The following is a 21,847-nucleotide window of genomic DNA, read 5'->3' on the forward strand; positions in this document are numbered from 1 at the left end:
ATTGGAAACTAATTGCGTATATGTAACCATAAAACAAGTTTAAAAAGCTTTAGAATTGTTTTTAGCTGTTTTTTAATACATATATTAAAGAAGAATACTCTTTGGATCGTTTAGCTTTAAAATTAGACCACCATCCAATACAAATTGCCTTTATAAAATTGCTTTTTTTGTTTTTATTTTTATCACTTAAAATAGAAACATAATAAGCATCAAATTTCATTGGAATAATTTTTACTAAATTAATTTGATGTTTTAAAAAAATGGAAGTTATTGCTTTTTTAGAAAAATGCCATAAATGTCTGGGAACATCAAAAGCTGCCCAAAATTGTTTAAAATAATTTGCATCAAAACTATTAAAATTTGGAACTGCAATAATTAAAATTCCATTTGGCTTTAGCAAATTTTTAATTTTAGATATATATTCTTGCAAATTTGGAACATGCTCTAATACATGCCACAAAGTGATTACATCAAATTGCGTTTCAATAATATCGTCTAAGTTTTTAAAAACATCCTCTCCTATTTTTTCACTCGCAATACTATTTGCTTTTTCATTTGGCTCTACACCAAAAACTTTATAGTTATTTTTTTTACAAGCGTTTAAAAAATCACCTGTTCCACATCCAATATCTAAAATTTTATTTTCTTCTTTTTCTAGCGAGTTTATTAATTTTAATTTGTTGTTTATATTTATTCTTTTTACAAATTGATATACTTTATCAAATAAAGTTTTTGAAGAATCGGTGTGAGAAATATAATCTTCACTTTTATAATAAGAAGGTAATTTGTCTAAACTAGGTACAGGGTAAGTTTCTAACATATCCAACTCTTCATTATAAAGTAAATCGAATTGTTGATTAGTTACTAAGTAATCTTTACAAGATAAATATTTGTTTTTGTTTGTTTTCAATTAAATAAATTTAGTAGAATGTTTCACGTGGAACACTTTTAATTTTATCTCCCCATATAAACTAATAAAACAGAAACATCACTCGGTGAAACTCCACTAATTCTACTCGCTTGTGAAATAGTTTCCGGTTGAATTTTAGTTAATTTTTGTCTTGCTTCAATAGAAAGTGATTTCACTTTTTCATAATTAAAATTAGCTGGAATAGGCACATTTTCTAATCGATTTAATTTGTCTGCTTGATTCTTTTCTTTTTCAATATACCCAGCATATTTAACATGAATTTCCGTTTGCTCAATTACTTCATTATCCAAATTATTTTCAGTTATAAATGAAGCAACACTATTAATTTTTTGAATATCGTTAAAATTTAATTGTGGTCGTGCAGCAATTTTAAACAACTTCATAGATTGACTAATCCTGGCAGAATTATTAGCTTCTAAAATTGGATTTATCTCTTCAGGCTTAACACTTGTTTCTTTTAAAAACTTTACAAATAAATCTGTTTTTTCTTGTTTTTCAACAACCCTATCCATACGCTCTTTAGATGCCAATCCTAATTTATAAGCCATTGGAGTTAAACGTAAATCCGCATTATCTTGCCTCAACAAAGTTCTATATTCTGCTCTAGATGTAAACATTCTATAAGGCTCTTCCGTTCCTTTAATAATTAAATCATCAATTAAAACACCTATATAAGCTTCATTTCTTTTCAACACAAATGGAGCTTTATTTTGAACTTTTAAAGCTGCATTAATTCCAGCAATTAAACCTTGAGCTGCTGCTTCTTCATAACCAGTAGTTCCATTAATTTGACCAGCGAAATAAAGATTAGTAATTAACTTAGTTTCTAAAGTTTTAGTTAATTGTGTAGGAGGAAAATAATCGTATTCTATAGCATAACCATATCTTAAAAACTTAACATTTTCAAATCCCGCAACTTTTCTTAAAGCTTTATCTTGAACATCTTCTGGTAAAGAAGTAGAGAAACCATTAACATAAATTTCTATTGTATTCCAACCTTCTGGCTCTACAAAAATTTGATGTCTTTCTTTCGAAGCAAATCTATCAATCTTATCTTCAATAGAAGGACAATATCTTGGGCCAACACTTTTGATTCTACCATTAAACATAGGTGATCTATCAAACCCTTCTCTTAATAAATTATGAACATCTAAAGATGTATAACTCATATAACAAGAACGCTGTTCTTTTAAAGCTGTAGTTGTTTTTAAATAAGAAAATTTTTCAGGGTTTACATCACCAGGCTGCTCAATCATTTTAGAAAAATCTAATGAACGAGAATCTACACGAGGAGGAGTTCCTGTTTTCATTCTGCCAGATTCAAAACCTTTTTTAACTAGATCTTCTGTAATTCCAGTTGCAGCACTTTCACCTGCTCTACCGCCACCAAAAGTTTTATTACCAATATGAATTAATCCATTTAAAAAAGTACCAGCAGTTATAATAACCGTTTTAGATTTTATTTCTATTCCTAAAGCAGTTTTAACACCAATAATTATATCATCCTCAAACAACAATCCGGTTACCATTTCTTGATAAAAATCCAAATTATCAGTTTGTTCTAACATATTTCTCCAGGTTTCAGAAAAACGCATTCTATCACTTTGAGCACGAGGACTCCACATTGCAGGTCCTTTAGATTTATTAAGCATTTTAAATTGAATAGCCGTTTTATCCGTTACAATTGCACTATAACCACCCAAAGCATCAATTTCACGAACTATTTGCCCTTTTGCAATTCCTCCCATTGCAGGATTACAACTCATTTGAGCAATATTTTGAAGATTCATTGTAATTAAAAGCGTTTTAGCGCCTAAATTAGCACTTGCTGCTGCTGCTTCAGCACCTGCGTGTCCACCACCAACAACAATTACATCATATACTGTACTAAACATATTTTAAAAATAAAGTTCCACGTGGAACAATTTAGATTAATTTTTGCAAACAAATAGCTTCTTGATCTCTCATGTTATTAGCATCATTTAGTGTTTTATCTTTAAAACCAAAATAATGTAAAATTCCATGAATAATAACTCTATTGAGCTCATTATCAGTATTTTGTGAATACATTTTAGCGTTTTCTTCAACACGTTCAACAGAAATAAAAATATCTCCTCCTATTTCTTTACCAACAGTATAATCAAAACTAATTATATCGGTTAAAGTGTCGTGCTGTAAAAACTCTTTATTTAATTTTAATAAATATTCATCATCACAAAATATGTAATTTATTTCACCTTCTTTAAAACCATAATCTGCAATACATAATGAAATCCAATTACGTATTTTATCTTCATTTACTAATTTAAAATCGGTTTCGTAATTAAAAATAATCATCGGTTTAATTATGTGTTTTAAAGTATTCGTTTACTTTTTTCTTATAAATTGTGCGCAAAGGTAAGGATTGTCTATTTAAAATTTCATTATTATTAAAATACTCCTTTTTAAAATTTAAATTTTTAACATTTCGTTGTAACAAATTTTGATTACCTGTCTTAGAATTTCTTTTTGAATCTTCACCCTGCTCCTTTAATGCATTTTCAAATTTTAATAATTCTTGTTTAATATCTTTCATTTTTTGAATTGCATTTTTGGTAACTCCATTACGTAGCATCTCTTGCTCTAGCTCTTCCATTTTTTTAGAAGCATTATTTCCATTGCCAGATTTAGATTTATTATTATTTATCAATTGTGACAACATTTCCCTTAAAAAAGCCTGTTGTTTATATATCTCATAGAGCTCGGAATTCCCCAGTTCATTTTGTTGTCCGTTTTTACCATTTTTGGATTTAGTTCCATTTTCGCCTTTCTTCTTTCCATCTTTATTGCCATCCAATTTTTTAATTAAATCTCCCTGCTTTTTAATAATGTCTGGCAAACTAAATTCAGGAGAACCAGATTTTCCTTTACGAAAACTTGGTGAAGCATTCATTAAACCTTCTAACAAATCACTTAATAAATTTGCCAAATTATTAACAGAAGTAATAACAAAACGTTGATCGGAAATTCCAGAATCAAAAAGGTTATCAGAAAAATCACTTAACGATTGATTTAAATAAAAATGCGTGTTGGAAACTTCTTTTTGAATAGTACTTGACATTTTTACCATTCGTAAAGAAAGCACATATAAGCTATCATCAATATGTTCAAAATATTCTTTTAATGTTTGCTGTTTTTTTAAATTTTTTGGATAATCAGGATGTTTATTATCAATAACTGAAGATGCTTTGTACAAGTTTTCTTGCATAAATGAAAACTCCAATAAATTGTCTACAATTTTTCGAAGGTCATCAATATTTTCATCAATTTGCTCCGTTTCCATTGCATCCATGGAAGTTTGCATTTTATCAGATAATTCCTTCATTTTTTTTGCAGCTGACTTTTGGGTTTTGGTAGCCTTAGAGTCTTTATTCTTTAATTGATTTTCAGCATTTTTAGTGTTTTTATTAATTTCAGAAGCTTTTTCTTTATACTCAGTAAGCCGCATTGGACGATTTAATTGATTATTTTGTTGGTGTAAATCTTTTAAATCCTCCACTATTTTATTAAAATCTTTTCCAATTTTTTGTTGCTTTATTACACTACTATCATTTAATTTTTCAGAAGAAAGTTTATTTTGTTCCTCAGATAATTGCTTTAATTTTTCGCTAATTTGATTTGCTTTTTGCTCTACATAAAACCGTTTTGTTAATTCTAATAAACGCTCTAAGCTTTGTTTATTCCGTTTACTTTTTTGAGCTAACGTCTCTAACTTTTTCAATAAATCTTCTTTTTGTAATTTTTTAGTCCATTTATTTAATTCATTAAGTGTTTTTTCTTGTTTTATTAATTGTTTAGCTTCTTCAATTCTTTTTTGTAAATCTTCTTTTTTCTCCTTATTACTTTTTGTGGTTATTTCCTCTTTTAAATTTTTATCAATGGCATTAGTTTGTTTTAAAAATTGATTTAAATAATTGTTTTGCCTATTCAAAAATTGTTGTAATAATTTAGTGTCTTCCCAATTTATATTAGGTTTATTTTCAATTTCTTGTTTTAGTTTACCCATTTCGTTAGCTGTTTTCTTATTATTTTCTAAAGTATTGGATAAACTTTGAATATTATTTTTTTGTTCTTCAATAACTTCTTTATTTACTTCGTTTTCGGTTTTTACATAATAAGAAAAAAGTTTACTTTTTGTTTTTTTACTTCCATTAACTGCATCATTATCAAACACTTCAAAATATATATTATAATTTTTACCCACTACTAAATTTTCATTTGTTGGAAATACATAATAAAAATCTGAAATACCGCTTTTGGAAACATTTATGGATGTTTTATGAAGAAGATTAGGTTTATCTGAAGTATAATAAACCAAATGTAGCTTTGTAACACTATAATCATCACTTACTTGACCAGCAAATTGGACAGGTCCTCTGCTAATAGAATCTATATCCGATTCCACAGAAATTTTTGGAAACTCATCCTTTATAACTTGAATAGCATAATTTAAGGATTCATAATTAGTTAATTGCTGGTTTGAAACAGCAATTTTATAAGATAAATCGGACATAATTTGCTTATTAAAACTAAAATAATCTGTTGAATTTTGGTTAAAACTGAATTTTTTATCGTTTTCAAAAAAGCTAACTGTATCTGTTTTTTGAGTGTTTATTTGCCAAGAAATTTTAGTTCCTTCAGGAACAATAGCATTACCTGTATTAGAAATTACTTCATTTTTTTTATTGGTATAACTTGGATAGCTTACCACCATTTTCATATCAATTATACTCGGCTTATCTAAACTATTTATTTTATATGTTTTAGAGGTAAATCCATTAGCTTCAAAATAAAAATTTATAGGATTATTAATTTTTGAAAAAGTATATTCAAACCTTCCAAATCCTTTATTAATTAGATAATAATTTTGATTTAAAAAAGAAATGGTAACTTCATTAGGAATAGAATTTCCAATAATTTTTAAATCAATCTTTAACGGACTTCCTTCTACAACCGCTAACGATTTGTTTAATATCTGAAATTGAAAAGGTGCAGGTTGTTTATATGCTGTTTTATAATGCACAACTCTTTTAAAGCTTTTATTAAAGGAAGAAGTATTTCCTGTAAAATAAACTAGGCCAATAATTATTATTGGTAAAAGTGCATATTTCAGGTATTTTTTATTTGTTGAAAAATTAATTGCTCTTTTAAATGGAATTAATTGTAATTCTTTAGAGCGCTGTTCAATACTAGCTTCAATAAGTTCAGAATGTTGATTTAAATTACTTAATTGCAACATATTAAGCAATTTATCACTAACATCAGGAAAGTAATCTCCTATTATTTTTGAGGCTTGTTCTTCTGAAATTCCACTTTTAAAACCATATATTTTAAAAATAGGAATTAGAATATAGTTGATTAATAACCCTAATTCAACCAAAATAAAGAGCCAAAATAATATGGTTCTATAAACTGGTTTTAGCCATAAAAAATATTCGAGAAATAAGGTGAATATAAAATATAATAATCCAATAGAAAAGAACAATAACAGTCCTTTAATAAGTTCATTTATATAGAACTTTTTAATAAACTTTTGAAGTTTTTCTTTTATGTGGTTATAATCATTCAATTCCGTACTTTTTCACCCTTATAACGGCTAAAAATAAGGAAAATACATTACAGTATTACTATTTTTTCTTTAATTGCGTATAACACAAGACCAATTCTAGTTTTTACATTAAGTTTATCAAACAAAGCTTCTCTGTAATTTTCAATGGTTTTAGGACTTAAACACATAATATCCGCAATTTGTTTATATGTATTCTCGGTACAAGCTAATTTTAAAAATTCTAATTCTCTTTCTTTAAGAAACGTTTCTTTAGCGTTAGGATTATCAATAGTGTTTAATAAACTATTAGTTACAATTTCAGTGTAATAAAACCCTTTTGAATGAACTTCATTTAAAGCATGTTGTAAAATATCTGGATGAATATCTTTTAATAAATATCCTTTTGCTCCTGCGCGTAACATTGCTAAAATTGTTGGTTCATCACACTCCATGGATAAAGCTAAAACTTTAATTTCTGGATGATTATCTTTTAACCATTTTGTGGTTTCAATACCATTCATTACTGGCATTTGAATATCCATTAAAACAATTTGAGGTTTTTGATTTTTTTGAGATAAATAATTTACCAACTCTTTCCCGTTAATTAAAACGGTTAATACATTAAATTCCTTAAAATTTGAAACTAAACCATTAAGCGCTTGTGAAAAAAGTAAGTGATCGTCAACAATAATTATATCAATAGGGTTCATGGTTATTTTTCTTTCGGACAACTAATATATAACTTAGTTCCATTATTTTCTGAAGATTTTAAATCAATTTTTGCTCCAATTAAATTAGCTCTGCTTTTAATGTTTGTTAAACCAATACCATTTTGTTTAGATTTATCGTTTACATCAAAACCAATACCATTATCTTCTGCATAAATTTCTAATTGATTTGTTCCAAATATTAATTCAATTTTTAGCTTTTCAGCTTTTGAATATTTCAACGTATTATTACAAAACTCCTGTAATATTCTAAATAATATAATTTCTTTTTCATTACTTAAATTAAATGGATCGTTAGATATTATTAATTCAGCATTTATAAAATTTAAACGATTAAAGCGACTAATTTCCATAGAAATAGCTTCAATTAAACCTTTATTTTTAATCGTTTCTGGATTTAAAGATTTTGCTAATCCTCTTAATTCCTGCAAACTTTTTCCAATAATTTCTCCTGTTTCATTAATTTGATTTTTTTCTTTTTCTGGTAAATTTATTTGTGCAATGTTTAATTGCATTTTTGCAACAGATAATAACTGACCTACATTATCATGAATTTCCCAGCTAATATTTTGTAATGCTTGTTCCTGAATTTCCATTTTAGATTTTGTAATTTCTTCTTCAAAGCGTTGTTGAATTTCTCTTTGTTTAATTAAATAAGACGATTTTTTTTGTTGAAAATAAAAGAAGAAAAACATTAATACTACTGCTAAAAATAATACAATAATAGTAGATACAAATACTAAAAGTTGAATTTCTGTTGGCTCCATAACTAACTATTATTTTCCCCTTTACTAATAATAAACCCAGTAATATAACACGAATGCATGATAATATTTAAAATAAAAGTTATGTACTGAAACATTCCAAAAACTGTAATAAACTTAAATAATGCAAAAGCGGGTAAAAATCCCAAATTATATAAAAACTCTCCTAAAGCTATCCAAAAAAACAACGAATTTTTAATGCTTAATACTTCATCACTTTCAAGTAATTCCATAAAATATGTTATGGTTAAAATTACTACTAAAAACTTAGAGAAAATAGCGTTATTTAAAAGTAAATGCTTTACATAATGACCAAAAAATATTACATTAATTAAAGTAACAGTAATAAAAATAAATACCAGTATTTTAATAAACAATCGTTTCTTTTTACTTGCTATTCTACTTAAAAAGAAGAAAGAAAAAAATAGAAAATTAACAATAGGCCATGTATTGTAAATAATATTATTAGGCACAACTAAATATCTTCCTAAGTATGCGCCTACAATTTCAGAGAAAAAGGTATAAATTAAAAAATAAATAAAATATTTCAGGTATTTATTTTGTGAAAGCTTTTTATAGTTTAATACTCCAACTAAAATGCTTATTCCATAAATTAGTGGATAGGTATAAATTGGCATTTTTTAAACTATTGAGGATATGTAGCTGAAGGTGGATTTCCTGTTGTTCCTTCATTCATTGGGTCAATGGTAACAATATCTGAACTTTGAACTACTCCTAATTCTCCATCTTCTAATGAATCACTTTTTTTAGATTGGGTTGGTACAAAAAAAACTGTGGAATAATTATTTTTAGTAGGGTTTTTATCATTTTTAGAATAAGCTCCAAAATAAACACGTAAACCATCTACGGTAATTCCTTTTGCTTTTCCTTCACTTTCTACATAAGAAATATAAGCTTTTAAATCATCTAAAGAAAACCAGCTAGAAATAGAATCTTTTTTACCAATTGCTATATCAACAGCCTTGGCACGAGTATTTACATAATTTTGATTAAGATCTTTTGCTTGTTGAGGTGTAATTTTTTTCATGAATATATTTTAAATAATTAACAAAGGATAAAGTTAATCATTTATCCGAATTAGTATAAATAAAAAAAAGGGGGTATTCCCCCTAAAAAAATAGGGATTATTAGGAAAGCAAAACTCAAAAAGTAAAAGTAGATTTGTTGTATAATTATAAAGTATATAAAGTTATGCATTTAAAGTCGTTTTTAGTAAAATACAAAGTGCATATAATTGGCCTAATAATAATAATTGCAGTATGCTTAAATTTTTATATGCTAAATAAAATTATTTCAAGTTCAAATTCTGAAATAAACTTAAATAAAAATATAATATCAAATCATGTGTGATATACTGTCATTATGAAGAAGATTCCTCACTTAGAAAATCCTTTGAGATTAGCAAAGGATAACTAAAATCGTTCGTTGGGCTGATTTTAAGGTTGCTTTCTGGCAACCTTTTTTTTGTAATAAAACTCCGTTATTTATCTTGATAAATTATCTTTGCAATTCAAAACATATTTTAAATGAAAAATGTAAGAGTACGATTTGCTCCTAGTCCAACAGGACCTTTACATATTGGAGGTGTTAGAACTGCACTTTATAATTATTTATTCGCCAAAAAAAATAACGGCACTTTTATTTTACGTATTGAAGATACAGACCAAACTCGTTATGTAGAAAATGCTGAAAAATATATTATTGATGCTTTAAATTGGTGTAATATACCATTTGATGAAGGACCAAATAAAAATGAAAAGTTTGGACCATATCGTCAATCTGAACGTAAAGATATTTATCAAAAGTATGCTACTGAATTAGTAAACAAAGGAAAAGCATATTACGCATTTGATACCGCTGAAGAATTAGATTTTCACCGTAAAGATCATGAAGAAAAAGGTAAAACTTTTATTTATAACTGGCATAACAGAGCAAAACTTACTAATTCAATTTCTTTGTCTAAAGAAGAAGTTGAAAAACGTATTGCAAATGGAGATAAATATGTAATTCGTTTTAAAATGCTTGACACTATAAATGAAGGTGAACATAATTTAATCTCAACTTCTGATTTAATTCGTGGTCATGTTTCCTTTAAAACAGAACTTTTAGATGATAAAATTTTATTTAAAAGTGATGGAATGCCAACATATCATTTAGCAAATATTGTTGATGATCATTTAATGGAAATAAGCCATGTAATTCGAGGTGAAGAATGGTTGCCCTCCCTTCCACTTCATATTGCTTTATATAAAGCTTTTGATTGGGAAGCTCCTGAATTTGCGCATCTACCATTAATTTTAAAACCTGTTGGAAAAGGAAAGTTAAGCAAGCGTGATGGAGATAAACTAGGTTTTCCAGTTTTTCCTTTAGCATATACAAATACGGAAACTAACGAAGTTTCAAGAGGTTATAGAGAAGATGGTTATTTTGCCGATGCCTTTATAAATATGTTAGCTTTATTAGGATGGAATCCTGGAACTGAACAAGAAATTTTTAGCTTAAACGAATTATGTGAAGCTTTTAGTTTAGATCGTGTGAGTAAAAGTGGTGCAAAATTTAATCCTGATAAAACAAAATGGTTTAATCAAAATTATCTTCAGAAAAAAACTAATAAAGAATTAGCTACTTTATTTGAACCTATTTTAATTGAAAAAGGAATTAATTCTAATACAAATTATATTGAAAAAGTAGTTTCTTTAATTAAAGAACGCGCAACTTTTGTACAAGATTTTTGGAGTTTAAGCGATTTCTTTTTTGTTGCACCAATTGAATATGACGCAAAAGCAGTAAAAAAACAATGGAAAGAATCTACTCCAGATTTAATGAAAGAATTAATAAATGTTATAGAAGAAATTTCTGACTTTAATTCTGAAACTATTGAAAACAATATTAAAGAATGGATAACATCTAAAGAAATTGGTTTTGGTAAAGTAATGCAACCATTTAGATTAAGTTTAGTTGGCGCATTAAAAGGACCTCATTTATTTGATATTGCCGAAATGATAGGTAAACCAGAAACTATAGCAAGAATTAAAAAAGCTATAAACACTTTATAAAACAAAAAAAGAGCAAATTGCTCTTTTTTTATAGCTGTAATTTTACGTTAAAATCTTTTAAAGTATCTTTATATTTTTCTGGTTCAAATGTATTTCTGCTAAACTCTAATTTGCGTTCATTCCTCATTTTAATATGTTTAATAGAACGTAAAAAACGTCTCAAATCATCAAAATTTGAAATTATTAAACCAGGAACTTGTACTCCATTTCCTTCATCATCTTTAGCAACCATTGAAAAATACGATGAATTGCAATGCTTTATAATACCTGTTCTAATATTTTGAGATTCTACTCTAATACCAACAACCATGGATGAATGTCCTACGTAGTTTACTTTAGCTCTCAAGGTAACCAACTCTCCTACTTCAATCGCATTTAAAAAATCAACTCTATTTACGGATGCTGTTACACAGTAGTGACCCGAAAATTTTGAAGCCGAAGAAAATGCTGCTTTATCCATTAACGACAAAATAAATCCTCCATGAATTTTACCGCTAAAATTTGAATGAGAAGGTAACATTAATTCCGTTAAAATAACTTCAGAATCACGTGGATTTTTAAAAATTTTATTCATCTAATCAATTATATTTTTTATTCTAAAAGAGTAAATATACTGTTTTTAACTACATTTATGTAACAAAGTAATAAACTTAACTACCTATAATTACAATCCGTTGATTACTAACAAAATCATCGTATCTTTAACTAATTCATAAATCTTAAAATAAAATAAAATGATTGGAACATATGTTATTATTTTTCTTGTACTTGTAATTATTGGCTCAGGATTATTTACTGTTAAACAACAAACCATTGCAATAATTGAACGTTTTGGTAAATTTCAAAGTTCAAAAGGTCCTGGTTTACGACTTAAAATTCCGTTTTTTGATAAAATTTCTGGACGTGTTAGTTTAAGGGTACAACAGTTAGATGTAATTGTAGAAACTAAAACTAAAGATGATGTTTTTGTACATCTTAAAATTTCAGTACAATTTCTTGTACAACAAAATCATGTATATGATGCTTTTTACAAACTTCAAAGTCCACATGAACAAATTACAGCCTTTATTTTTGATGTTGTACGTGCAGAAGTTCCTAAAATGATATTAGATGATGTTTTTGAAAAGAAAGAAGAAATTGCATTAGCTATTCAACGCGATTTAAAAGAAGCTATGCTTAATTATGGTTACGATATTATTAAAGCTTTGGTTACGGATATTGATCCTGATGAAAAAGTTAAAATAGCTATGAACAGAATTAACGCTGCAGAACGTGAAAAAGTTGCTGCTCAACACGAAGGGGATGCACAACGTATTTTAATTGTTGAAAGAGCAAAGGCAGAAGCAGAAAGCAAACGTTTACAAGGTAAAGGTATTGCAGATCAACGAAGAGAAATAGCTCGTGGTTTAGAAGAAAGTGTTGATGTTTTAAACAGAGCGGGAATTAATAGCCAAGAAGCTTCTGCATTAATTGTAATTACGCAACATTATGATACGTTACAAAGTATAGGTTCCGATACAAAATCTAACTTAATTTTATTACCTAATAATCCAAATGCAGCAAGTCAAATGCTTAATGATATGGTTACAAGTTTGGTAGCTGCAAATAAAATAAACGAATCATCTCATGAATCTAAAAAATCTTCAAAAGGAGATAATAAAGAATAGATAAACATAAATGTGAAACATAAAAAAACCTGAAAATTAAATTTTCAGGTTTTTTTATAAAGAGTTTTTAAATTTATTCTTTATCAATTTTTTCATCTTTTTTTACTTCATCTTCTTCATCTTGTGTGGCTTTCTTAAACTCTTTTATACCGCTACCTAAACCTTTCATAAGTTCTGGTAATTTTTTACCACCAAACAATAATAATATAGCTAAACCTATAATTATCCATTGCCAAGGTCCAACTATTCCTAAAAAAATATAAAGTGCATTCATTATTTATTATTTTTGAGTAGCAAAGATAGTAATAAATTCAAAACTAAAATTAATTTTTATCTTTTATAGTTCCTCCAATAATTTTTTTAGTCTTTAAAACTTCAGGAGTTCCTTTATAAAAAATAGTTCCTCCAAAACGAACTTTAGCATCTAAAACTTCTGAAGTATTAACTTCTACAATAGCTCCAGAAGCTGCAACAGCAGTAGTTTGTTTGCTCTCTAAATTATATGCTTTATAAATACCACCTGTAGTAGCTTCAATATCTTGATTTTGGGTTGTTCCTTGTAATTTAATAGATCCTCCAGAAACAGCTTTTACAGTTAAATATTTTACTTCTACTGGAACTTTTATTTTAGCTCCTTCTTGTACTTTAACTTCTAATTGTTGTTGATTAATTGCTTCATCCGATGTTATAGTAGCTCCTTCATTAGCATCAATAACTTCTATGTTTTTAGAATAATTAATAGTAACAACAACATCTTCAGCAGTAAAACTATCTGGAAATTTAAGTTTAATTTTTAAAATTCCATTAGAGTTTTTTACAGAAACATCATCTGCTTTAGAGCCTGTAATTACAATAGTTGGTTTTTTAGCTTTATGTAATTTTACGGTTAATCCATTAAATACTTTTATAGTATTAAAATCACCTAAATTTTTAGTAATTGGTTTTTGTGCAAAGGCTATAGAACCAACTAGAATAAGTAAAAGTGCTAGTTTTTTCATAATATATTTTAATTAATTTGTTATATAACTACTAAGCTAAACAATAATTGTACCTTTTTAGTTAAATATTTTTTAATTTTTCTATTAAAGTAAAATCTAAATGTTTACGCTCTAAATCGGTATTTTTAACTTTTATAAGTACATGATCTCCTAGCTGGTAAAGGTTTTTGGTAGATTGCCCAACTAAAGCATATTGTTTTTCATCATAAATATAGTAGTCATCTTTAATTTGACGAATTCTACACATTCCTTCACATTTATTTTCAATAATTTCAACATAAATTCCCCATTCAGTAACTCCTGAAATAACTCCTTCAAATTCTTGATTTTTGTGACTTTCCATATATTTAACTTGCATATACTTGATAGAATCTCGTTCTGCTTTTGTTGCTAAATATTCCATTTCAGAAGAATGTCTACACTTTTCTTCGTATGAAGTAGCTTTTGGGGATTTTCCACCTTCTAAATAATGTTGTAACAAACGATGTGTCATTACATCAGGGTATCTTCTAATTGGAGAAGTAAAATGCGAATAATAATCAAATGCTAATCCGTAATGACCAATATTTTGAGTTGTATATTCCGCTTTACTCATAGAACGAACTACTAAAGTTTCCACCATATTAGCTTCCCCTTTTCCATGTACATCCATTAATAATTTATTTAAACTAGAAGAAGTAGTTTTTTTATCTTTTGTATCAATTTTATTGGTGTAACCAAACTTGTTAATTATGGTTTGTAAAGCTGCTAACTTATCTAAATTTGGTTCGTCATGAACTCTATAAATAAAAGTATTTTTAGTTGGAACACCTTTACTTTTACCAACATATTCCGCAACTTTTTTATTAGCTAATAACATAAATTCTTCAATTAATTTATTAGCATCTTTAGATTCTTTAAAAAATACTCCTGTTGGCTCTGCATTTTCATCTAAGTTAAATTTAACTTCAACTTTATCAAAAGCAATTGCGCCTTGTTGCATTCTTTTTTTACGAATTTTTTTGGCTAAAGTATCTAAAGTTAAAATTGCATCAACTATTTTAGCCTCAACTTTATAAGATTTATTTGTTAATGAATTTTCAGAAGAAATTACATTGGTTTTGGTTTCAATAATTTCTTGAGCTTCGTTATAAGAAAATCGCTTATCCGAATAAATTACAGTTTTACCAAACCATTGATCTACAATTTGTGCTTTTGAATTAATTTTAAATATTGCTGAAAAAGTTAGCTTTTCTTCATTTGGACGTAAAGAACAAACTCCGTTAGATAAAACTTCGGGAAGCATTGGTACTACTCTGTCTACCAAATAAACTGAAGTTGCTCTTTTATAAGCTTCTTCTTCTAAAATAGTATTTTCTTGCACATAATGAGAAACATCTGCAATATGAATTCCTATTTCATAAAGGTTATCTTCTAAAACTTTAAAAGATAAAGCATCATCAAAATCTTTGGCATCCGTTGGATCAATAGTAAATGTAGTAACATCACGTAAATCTCTACGTTTTTTAATTTCGTTTTCAGAAATTTCTAAAGGAATTTTAGCTGCATAAGCTTCAACTTCTTCTGGAAATATATAAGGTAAACCGTATTCTAATAAAATAGAATGAATTTCGGTATTATGATCTCCTGGTAATCCTAAAACTTCTTTTATTACTCCAAATGGGTTTTTAGAATTTGCTGGCCAATCGGATATTTTTGCTAAAACTTTTACACCATGTTCTGCATTTTTAAGTTTATTTTTTGGAATAAAAATATCAGCATACATTTTAGAATCGTCTGGAATTACAAACCCAAAATTTTTATTAAGTTGTAAAACTCCTACAAATTCAGTTTTAAAACGTTTAACAATTTCAACAACATCTCCTTCTTCTCTACTATTTGGTTTACGTTTATAGAGGTAAATTTTAACGGTATCTTTATTTAATGCTCTATTTAAATTTCGTGCTGGAATGTAAACATCATGTTCTAATTCTTCAGATATAAAATAAGCATTTCCATTAGTGGTAGCATCAATAGTTCCTATATAATATTTTGAAATAGGAATTATTTTAAATTTTCCTCGATCTATTTCTTCTACTTTTTGTTCTAGTTTTAAAGCTTCTAATTTTTGAATGATTTGATTTCTACCAGGTGCATCCGTAATATCTAATTTAGCAGCAATTTGACGGTAATTGTAAGTTTTTGAAGTATCTTGATTTAATAGTTTTAGTATTTTTCTAGTTAAATCTTTTATTACATTACCTTTTTTTTTATAAATTTTATTTCTCTTCGACATTTATTTCATTTTATGTAATTTCAAAAGTACAAATATTTACCTTTGAATGTGTTATTTAAAAGTTATAATAAATTAATACCTTATTTAAAATATAATTAATGGAGCTTAATGAGTGGTTTGTTATTGTTAATCCAGTTTCTGGAAATGGTAAAGCAAAAAGGAAATGGCAATCTATTTATAATGAACTAAAAAAACAAGAGTTTAAATTTACTTATGCTTTTACAGAATACGAAAAACATTCTATAAAATTAATTGAAAATGCTATTAAACATGGTATTACTAAGTTTATTTGTGTTGGTGGTGATGGTAGTTTACATCATATAGTTAATGGTATTTTTCATCATAGTGATACTATAAATATTAAAGTTATAAAAATTGGTATAATTCCCGTTGGAACTGGAAACGATTGGATTAAAACCTATGGAATTTCAAAAAACTACAAAAAAGCAATTGAAATTATAAAAAAAGAAAACATTTTTTTACAAGATATAGGTAAAATTACTTTAGCTAATAAAAATAAAGTAGTTTATTTTAACAATCTAGCCGGAATAGGTTTTGATGCTCATGTTGTAAATTATGTACATAAATTTAAACATTTAGGTTTTATAGCTTATTTAGTTAGTACATTATTTAGTATAGTTAATTATAAACGAAGTTTACTTGAAATTAAATTTAATAACAAAATAATTAAACAATCTAGTTTATTATTTTTAATTGGTATTTGTAAATATTCTGGTGGCGGTATGCAGCTTACTAATTACATTTCATCAAGTGATGGTAAATTTGATATCACGTATTTAGATAAAATTAATTTAGTAACTATTTTAAAACATATTACTAAATTATTTAACGGAAAAGTTACAGATTTAAATTTTGTAAAATCATACACATCATCAAAAGCTTTTGTACGAGTGTTAGATACTAATAAAACACTTATTCAAGCAGATGGTGAAATTATTGGAACTGGTGATTTTGAAGTAAAAATACTACCAAAAGCACTACAATTTATAATACCTTAATTTATAAATGTTAAATTTTTCTTAATAAAATTGTAACAACTGTTAAAGTTTTTCGTCTTTATTAGTATAGAGCACAAAAAATGAAACGGTTATATAAAATAATTATCCTTTTTTTAATCATTTTTGGAATAGGAATCTATTTCACAATTAGAAGTATTAATTCTACATTTTCTTCTGAGGAAAAAGTAGAAACTGTTTCTACTACTCCAACATTAATAAATTTAGTTACTAAATTATAACTGTATTTTTCTTTCTTTAATAGTTTTCAACATATATAATTATAATATAAAAGAATTTAAAAATTTTAAAAAATATTTTTTGTTATTATAGTTTGTTAATATGTACAATAAAAAGTTTAGTAAATATTTTTTTAATACACTTATTAATAGATTTCAACAATATTTTAAAACATAAAGTATTATTCATCAATACTATTATACTACTTATTAACAAAATGTTTATAGTAATAAATTATCTAAACTTTTAATAAATACTACTATTAAAATTGTTAAAAACCATTTAAAAAATGGTTGAAAACTTATTACTTAAAAACTATAAAAAAATAGCTGTTGTATTACTTTATTTTATATATGATTTTTTAAGTTGAATTATCCAAAAATAGTTTTCAGTAATTAACTAAAATTTATCCACAATTCTATTATATTTTAAAGTTACTGTAAATCAATAAATTATAAATAACTATTAACATGTTATATTTTAGTAGTTAATAACTGCGAATTTGTATTTTTGTAGCTATAATTATAAACTTAATTTATGAAAATAGCAATTGGTAATGATCACGCTGGTACTGAATATAAATTTGAAATTCTAAAAGTTTTAAAAGATAAAGGATTTGAGGTATTAAATTTTGGAACGGATACTAATGAAAGTATGGATTATCCAGATACTATTCATTTAGTTGCAGATGCAGTTGAAAGTAATAAAGCTGATTTAGGTATTATTTTATGTGGAAGTGGTAATGGAGCTCAAATGACAGCAAATAAACATCAAGGTATTAGAGCTGCACTTTGTTGGAATAATGAATTAGTAAGTCTTGCCAGACAACATAATAACGCTAATATTTTAAGCATTCCAGCTCGTTTTGTTTCTTTACAACAAGCTTTAGGTTTTGTGGATATTTTTTTAAATACAAAATTTGAAGGAGGACGTCATCAAACAAGAGTAGATAAAATACCAACTAAATGTTGTTAAACTAATTATTTATAATTCTAAATATGAGTCATAATCATTCTCATAACACATTATCTGGTAAAAATTTATTATTATCTATATTACTCAATATTGTAATTACTACAGCACAAGTTATTGGTGGATTTATTTCAGGAAGTTTAGCTTTAATTTCCGATGCAGTTCATAATTTTTCCGATGTAATATCATTGGTAATTAGTTATGTAGCAAATTTACTTACACACACAAAAAAGCAAACTAAACAATACACATTTGGTTATAAAAGAGCAGAAATAATTGCAGCATTTATAAATGCTGCATCTTTAATTGTAATTGCTGTTTTTTTAGGAATAGAAGCTTTTAAACGTTTTTCAACACCCAAAACTATTGATAGTAATTTAGTTATTTGGTTAGCTATTTTAGGTATTGTAGCAAATGGTTTTAGTGTTTTATTACTTAAAAACGATGCAAAACATAATTTGAATATGAAATCAGCTTATGTACATTTATTATCGGATATGTTAACTTCTGTAGCGGTTTTATTTGGAGGATTATTAATGAAATATTATCAAATTTATTGGGTAGATGCTTTACTAACCTTACTAATTTCAATCTATTTAATTTATTTAAGCTGGGATATTTTAATATCCTCAACTAAAATATTAATGTTATTTGCTCCAAAACATATTGTTATTGATGATGTAGCTAATGAAGTACTAAAAATGGACGAAATTAAAAATATTCATCACGTACATATTTGGCAATTAAATGATTACGATTGTCATTTAGAAGCCCATATTGAGTTTAATAAAAATATAAAACTATCAGAGTTTGATGTAATTTGTGAGAACATAGAAAACACACTTTTGGAAAAATTTCAAATTAATCATTGTAATTTTCAACCAGAATTTAAAAGAGATGATTTAAAGGAATTAATAAAACAAGATTAACAAATGTTAAAAATAATAACTAAATCATTTACTGATTTATCTATAAACGAACTTTACGATATTTTACAATTACGTGCCGAAGTTTTTATTGTGGAACAAAATTGCGTATATCAAGATATAGATTCAAAAGATAAAAAAGCATTACATATTATAGGATTAAAAAATGATAAAATAATAGCATATACTCGTATTTTTAAATCAGGAGATTATTTTTCTGAAGCTAGTATTGGTAGAGTTGTAGTTAAACAACAAGAAAGAAAATATGGTTATGGTCATCAAATTTTAAAAGCATCCATTAAAGCTATTGAAACTAATTTTAAAACAACAGTTATTAAAATTTCTGCGCAAACCTATTTAAAAAAATTTTACGAAACTCATGATTTTAAACAAGTTAGTGAAGAGTATTTAGAAGATAATATTCCTCATATAGCAATGATTAAAGATTAATTATATGTCTAACAAAAAAGTTAAAATAAAGAGCATTAAAAATTTATCAAATAATTTTTATGTTTTAGATAAAGTAAACTTTGATTACAAAACCAAAAATGGAACTTGGCAAAATCAAAATAGAGAAAGTTATAACAGAGGTGATGGAGCAGCAATTTTATTATATAATCCTATAAAAAATACTGTAATTTTAACTAAACAATTTAGAATGCCTAGTTTTTTAAATGGAAACGAAAATGGAATGATGATTGAAGTTTGTGCTGGATTATTAGATAAAAACGATGCCATAACTTGCATAAAAAATGAAGCAGAAGAAGAAACCGGATATCAAGTTTTAAATCCTAAGAAAGTTTTTGAAATTTATTCTACACCTGGTGCAGTTACCGAGAAAATACATTATTTTACTGCGGAAGTAAATGAAACAATGAAAATTTCAGAAGGAGGTGGTTTAGAAAATGAAACTGAAGAAATAGAAGTTTTAGAAATTACTTTTGATAAAGCTTTAAAAATGATGTATTCCGGAGAAATACAAGATGCTAAAACTATTATACTTTTACAGCATGCAAAAATTAAAAACTTATTAAAATAAGTTAAGTTTTAGTATTTAAAACACCATTAAATTACAACCTCTAATATCTGAATTATCGAACCGTCCTAAAACTTCAAAAGTATTATTTTGATATGTTTTTCCTAAATCTTGTGTAGCAATAAAGGAACATGAATTAACGTTAGCTAAATCAATCACATTTATTCCTCCTGATTTTTCGTTTGGTAAAAAAGTAAAAGGATCTTCAGTATCTCTAATTAAAATTTTCATCCAAGGTGGACATTCAAAAATTCCGTTTCCTTTTGAATATGCTTGACTTAATAACTCCGTCATTCCATATTCCGAATGAATTAACTTAACTCCAAATCCATTGCATAATACTTGATGTAACTCTTCTCTAATCATTTCTTTACGTCTACCTTTCATTCCGCCAGTTTCCATTACTATTGTATTTTTTAAATCAAATTTATCTAATTCAATTAAATCTAATAAAGCATAGGTAACACCAATTAATAAAACTTTTCGGTTTGCTTTATCTAACAATTTTAGTTTATCTGCTAATTCCTTTAAATTATGAAGATAAAATCCACTTTCTGTTTTTTTAGAACCCTTTATTAAATTATCAACCATAAAAATTAATGAAGAACCTTTTCGTTCTAAATAGGATGGTAATAAAGCTAAAATGGTATAATCTTCTATATTTCCATAAAAAGAATGAAAACCTTTTTTAAAACTTTGTTCATATAAATTAACATCAGTAACGTAATGCTTACTTTGTTGCATTCCAGTAGTTCCGCTACTTAAAAAAGTTTGTTCTACTTCTTTTTGTGAAGAAATAATTTTATGAGATTTAAAAAATTGGATTGGTAAAAAAGGAATTTGATATATATTTTTTACAGAATTTATATCAACGTTTAAATAACTCAAAAATGAACTATAAACCAAATTATGAGTTGCTTGAAAATTAAATATATCAATACTAACTTTCTCAAAATCAACACGATTACTTATGTTAAAAATGTTTTTTTTTGTCATAAAATTTGGAAATCACCACAAAAGTAATGTAAATTTACGCAACCTATTATATTTTTAGGAATCTTATATTTAAATAACACGAAGTTTGGGGTTAAACAAACTGATAAAACAGTGTGCAAAAAACGATAGAAGGGCACAAAAAGAGATTTATCAACTTTTTGGTGGTAAGTTATTCTCTATATGCCTTAAATATTCGAAAAATAGGCACGAAGCTGAGGACAATTTTCAGGATGGCTTTATAACCATATTTAACAAAATTGATCAGTTTAGTTTTAAAGGTTCATTTGAAGGCTGGCTTAAACGTGTTATGATTAACACAATTTTAATTAAGTATCGAAAAAAAAATGTGTTAAATATTATAACGGATGAGATTCCTGATGAAGTAGTTGTTGATGTTGAAGAAGATGAATTTTCTTTGGATTTTTTGTTGAATCTCATTAATGAATTACCAGAAAGATACCGATTGGTTTTTAACCTTTATGTATTAGATGGTTATTCACATAGAGAAATTTCTGAAATGTTGCGTATAGCTGAAGGTACATCAAAATCAAATTTAGCTAGAGCAAGAGGCATTTTAAAACAGAAAATTGAAGAGTACCAAGAAGGACAACAATCTATTTAAGTAAATAATAGT

22 protein-coding genes are annotated in these 21,847 nt (G+C 26.4%); 9 read left to right on the forward strand and 13 right to left on the reverse strand.

Going from position 1 to position 21,847, the window contains the following annotated elements:
* Window positions 1-61: 61 nt before the first annotated feature.
* The 8 genes from R3342_RS08690 to R3342_RS08725 are packed head-to-tail and all read right to left on the reverse strand — an operon-like array spanning window position 62 to window position 9,058.
* On the reverse strand, window positions 62-910 hold the full coding sequence (locus tag R3342_RS08690; protein WP_318939639.1) for a class I SAM-dependent methyltransferase: 849 nt from the start codon (window positions 908-910) through the stop codon (window positions 62-64).
* Window positions 911-954: 44 nt separating this feature from the next.
* On the reverse strand, window positions 955-2,826 hold the full coding sequence (gene mnmG, locus R3342_RS08695; RefSeq protein WP_318939640.1) for a tRNA uridine-5-carboxymethylaminomethyl(34) synthesis enzyme MnmG: 1,872 nt from the start codon (window positions 2,824-2,826) through the stop codon (window positions 955-957).
* A gap of 31 nt (window positions 2,827-2,857) precedes the next feature.
* On the reverse strand, window positions 2,858-3,268 hold the full coding sequence (gene ybeY, locus R3342_RS08700; RefSeq protein ID WP_318939641.1) for an rRNA maturation RNase YbeY: 411 nt from the start codon (window positions 3,266-3,268) through the stop codon (window positions 2,858-2,860).
* A gap of 4 nt (window positions 3,269-3,272) precedes the next feature.
* Window positions 3,273-6,539 (reverse strand): DUF4175 family protein, encoded by a 3,267-nt coding sequence (locus R3342_RS08705; RefSeq protein WP_318939642.1) that lies wholly within the window; start codon window positions 6,537-6,539, stop codon window positions 3,273-3,275.
* Between the two features lie 47 nt (window positions 6,540-6,586).
* Window positions 6,587-7,228, reverse strand: a complete 642-nt coding sequence (locus R3342_RS08710) for a response regulator transcription factor (protein WP_318939643.1) — start codon at window positions 7,226-7,228, stop codon at window positions 6,587-6,589.
* Window positions 7,229-7,230: 2 nt separating this feature from the next.
* The gene (locus R3342_RS08715; protein ID WP_318939644.1) at window positions 7,231-8,013 is read right to left on the reverse strand and encodes a sensor histidine kinase; all 783 of its coding nucleotides are present in this window, start codon (window positions 8,011-8,013) and stop codon (window positions 7,231-7,233) included.
* 2 nt (window positions 8,014-8,015) lie between these two features.
* The gene (locus R3342_RS08720; RefSeq protein ID WP_318939645.1) at window positions 8,016-8,648 is read right to left on the reverse strand and encodes a hypothetical protein; all 633 of its coding nucleotides are present in this window, start codon (window positions 8,646-8,648) and stop codon (window positions 8,016-8,018) included.
* Between the two features lie 8 nt (window positions 8,649-8,656).
* On the reverse strand, window positions 8,657-9,058 hold the full coding sequence (locus R3342_RS08725) for a hypothetical protein (RefSeq protein WP_318939646.1): 402 nt from the start codon (window positions 9,056-9,058) through the stop codon (window positions 8,657-8,659).
* Between the two features lie 499 nt (window positions 9,059-9,557).
* On the opposite strand from R3342_RS08725, the gene gltX reads away from it, so the two are divergent.
* A complete protein-coding gene (gene gltX / locus R3342_RS08730) occupies window positions 9,558-11,087 on the forward strand; it encodes a glutamate--tRNA ligase (protein ID WP_318939647.1) in 1,530 nt (509 codons plus the stop codon).
* 28 nt (window positions 11,088-11,115) lie between these two features.
* On the opposite strand, the gene R3342_RS08735 is transcribed toward gltX, so the two are convergent.
* Window positions 11,116-11,661 carry an acyl-CoA thioesterase gene (locus R3342_RS08735; RefSeq protein WP_318939648.1) on the reverse strand — a complete coding sequence of 182 codons (546 nt, stop codon included), beginning with the start codon at window positions 11,659-11,661 and terminating at the stop codon, window positions 11,116-11,118.
* A 160-nt stretch (window positions 11,662-11,821) separates the two neighbouring features.
* Here R3342_RS08735 and R3342_RS08740 point away from each other — a divergent pair, with 160 nt between their 5' ends.
* Window positions 11,822-12,754 carry an SPFH domain-containing protein gene (locus tag R3342_RS08740; protein ID WP_318939649.1) on the forward strand — a complete coding sequence of 311 codons (933 nt, stop codon included), beginning with the start codon at window positions 11,822-11,824 and terminating at the stop codon, window positions 12,752-12,754.
* Between the two features lie 73 nt (window positions 12,755-12,827).
* On the opposite strand, the gene tatA is transcribed toward R3342_RS08740, so the two are convergent.
* From tatA to rnr, 3 genes are all read right to left on the reverse strand, one after another.
* Window positions 12,828-13,028 carry a twin-arginine translocase TatA/TatE family subunit gene (tatA, locus tag R3342_RS08745; protein WP_318939650.1) on the reverse strand — a complete coding sequence of 67 codons (201 nt, stop codon included), beginning with the start codon at window positions 13,026-13,028 and terminating at the stop codon, window positions 12,828-12,830.
* 49 nt (window positions 13,029-13,077) lie between these two features.
* Window positions 13,078-13,752 carry a head GIN domain-containing protein gene (locus R3342_RS08750; RefSeq protein WP_318939651.1) on the reverse strand — a complete coding sequence of 225 codons (675 nt, stop codon included), beginning with the start codon at window positions 13,750-13,752 and terminating at the stop codon, window positions 13,078-13,080.
* A gap of 61 nt (window positions 13,753-13,813) precedes the next feature.
* The gene (gene rnr / locus R3342_RS08755) at window positions 13,814-16,027 is read right to left on the reverse strand and encodes a ribonuclease R (protein WP_318939652.1); all 2,214 of its coding nucleotides are present in this window, start codon (window positions 16,025-16,027) and stop codon (window positions 13,814-13,816) included.
* 98 nt (window positions 16,028-16,125) lie between these two features.
* Between rnr and R3342_RS08760 the strand changes: the two genes are divergently transcribed.
* The 6 genes from R3342_RS08760 to R3342_RS08785 all read left to right on the forward strand — a co-directional run bounded on the left by R3342_RS08760 (window position 16,126) and on the right by R3342_RS08785 (window position 20,220).
* Window positions 16,126-17,046, forward strand: coding sequence for a diacylglycerol kinase family lipid kinase (locus tag R3342_RS08760; RefSeq protein WP_318939653.1), 921 nt, complete (start codon window positions 16,126-16,128; stop codon window positions 17,044-17,046).
* 80 nt (window positions 17,047-17,126) lie between these two features.
* Window positions 17,127-17,285: a hypothetical protein gene (locus R3342_RS08765; protein WP_318939654.1), complete on the forward strand. Its 159-nt coding sequence runs from the start codon at window positions 17,127-17,129 to the stop codon at window positions 17,283-17,285.
* Window positions 17,286-17,820: 535 nt separating this feature from the next.
* Window positions 17,821-18,258 (forward strand): ribose 5-phosphate isomerase B, encoded by a 438-nt coding sequence (rpiB, locus tag R3342_RS08770; RefSeq protein ID WP_318939655.1) that lies wholly within the window; start codon window positions 17,821-17,823, stop codon window positions 18,256-18,258.
* Between the two features lie 23 nt (window positions 18,259-18,281).
* Complete coding sequence (locus R3342_RS08775; protein WP_318939656.1) at window positions 18,282-19,184, forward strand: cation diffusion facilitator family transporter; 903 nt, start codon at window positions 18,282-18,284, stop codon at window positions 19,182-19,184.
* A 3-nt stretch (window positions 19,185-19,187) separates the two neighbouring features.
* Window positions 19,188-19,631 carry a GNAT family N-acetyltransferase gene (locus tag R3342_RS08780; protein ID WP_318939657.1) on the forward strand — a complete coding sequence of 148 codons (444 nt, stop codon included), beginning with the start codon at window positions 19,188-19,190 and terminating at the stop codon, window positions 19,629-19,631.
* 4 nt (window positions 19,632-19,635) lie between these two features.
* The gene (locus R3342_RS08785) at window positions 19,636-20,220 is read left to right on the forward strand and encodes an NUDIX domain-containing protein (RefSeq protein ID WP_318939658.1); all 585 of its coding nucleotides are present in this window, start codon (window positions 19,636-19,638) and stop codon (window positions 20,218-20,220) included.
* A gap of 15 nt (window positions 20,221-20,235) precedes the next feature.
* Here the strand turns inward: R3342_RS08785 and R3342_RS08790 are convergent, their stop codons facing one another.
* On the reverse strand, window positions 20,236-21,213 hold the full coding sequence (locus R3342_RS08790; protein ID WP_318939659.1) for an acyl transferase: 978 nt from the start codon (window positions 21,211-21,213) through the stop codon (window positions 20,236-20,238).
* Between the two features lie 85 nt (window positions 21,214-21,298).
* Between R3342_RS08790 and R3342_RS08795 the strand changes: the two genes are divergently transcribed.
* Window positions 21,299-21,835 (forward strand): sigma-70 family RNA polymerase sigma factor, encoded by a 537-nt coding sequence (locus R3342_RS08795; protein ID WP_318939660.1) that lies wholly within the window; start codon window positions 21,299-21,301, stop codon window positions 21,833-21,835.
* Window positions 21,836-21,847 lie beyond the last annotated feature (12 nt).

Source organism: Lutibacter sp., from assembly GCF_033723435.1.
Lineage (GTDB): Bacteria > Bacteroidota > Bacteroidia > Flavobacteriales > Flavobacteriaceae > Lutibacter.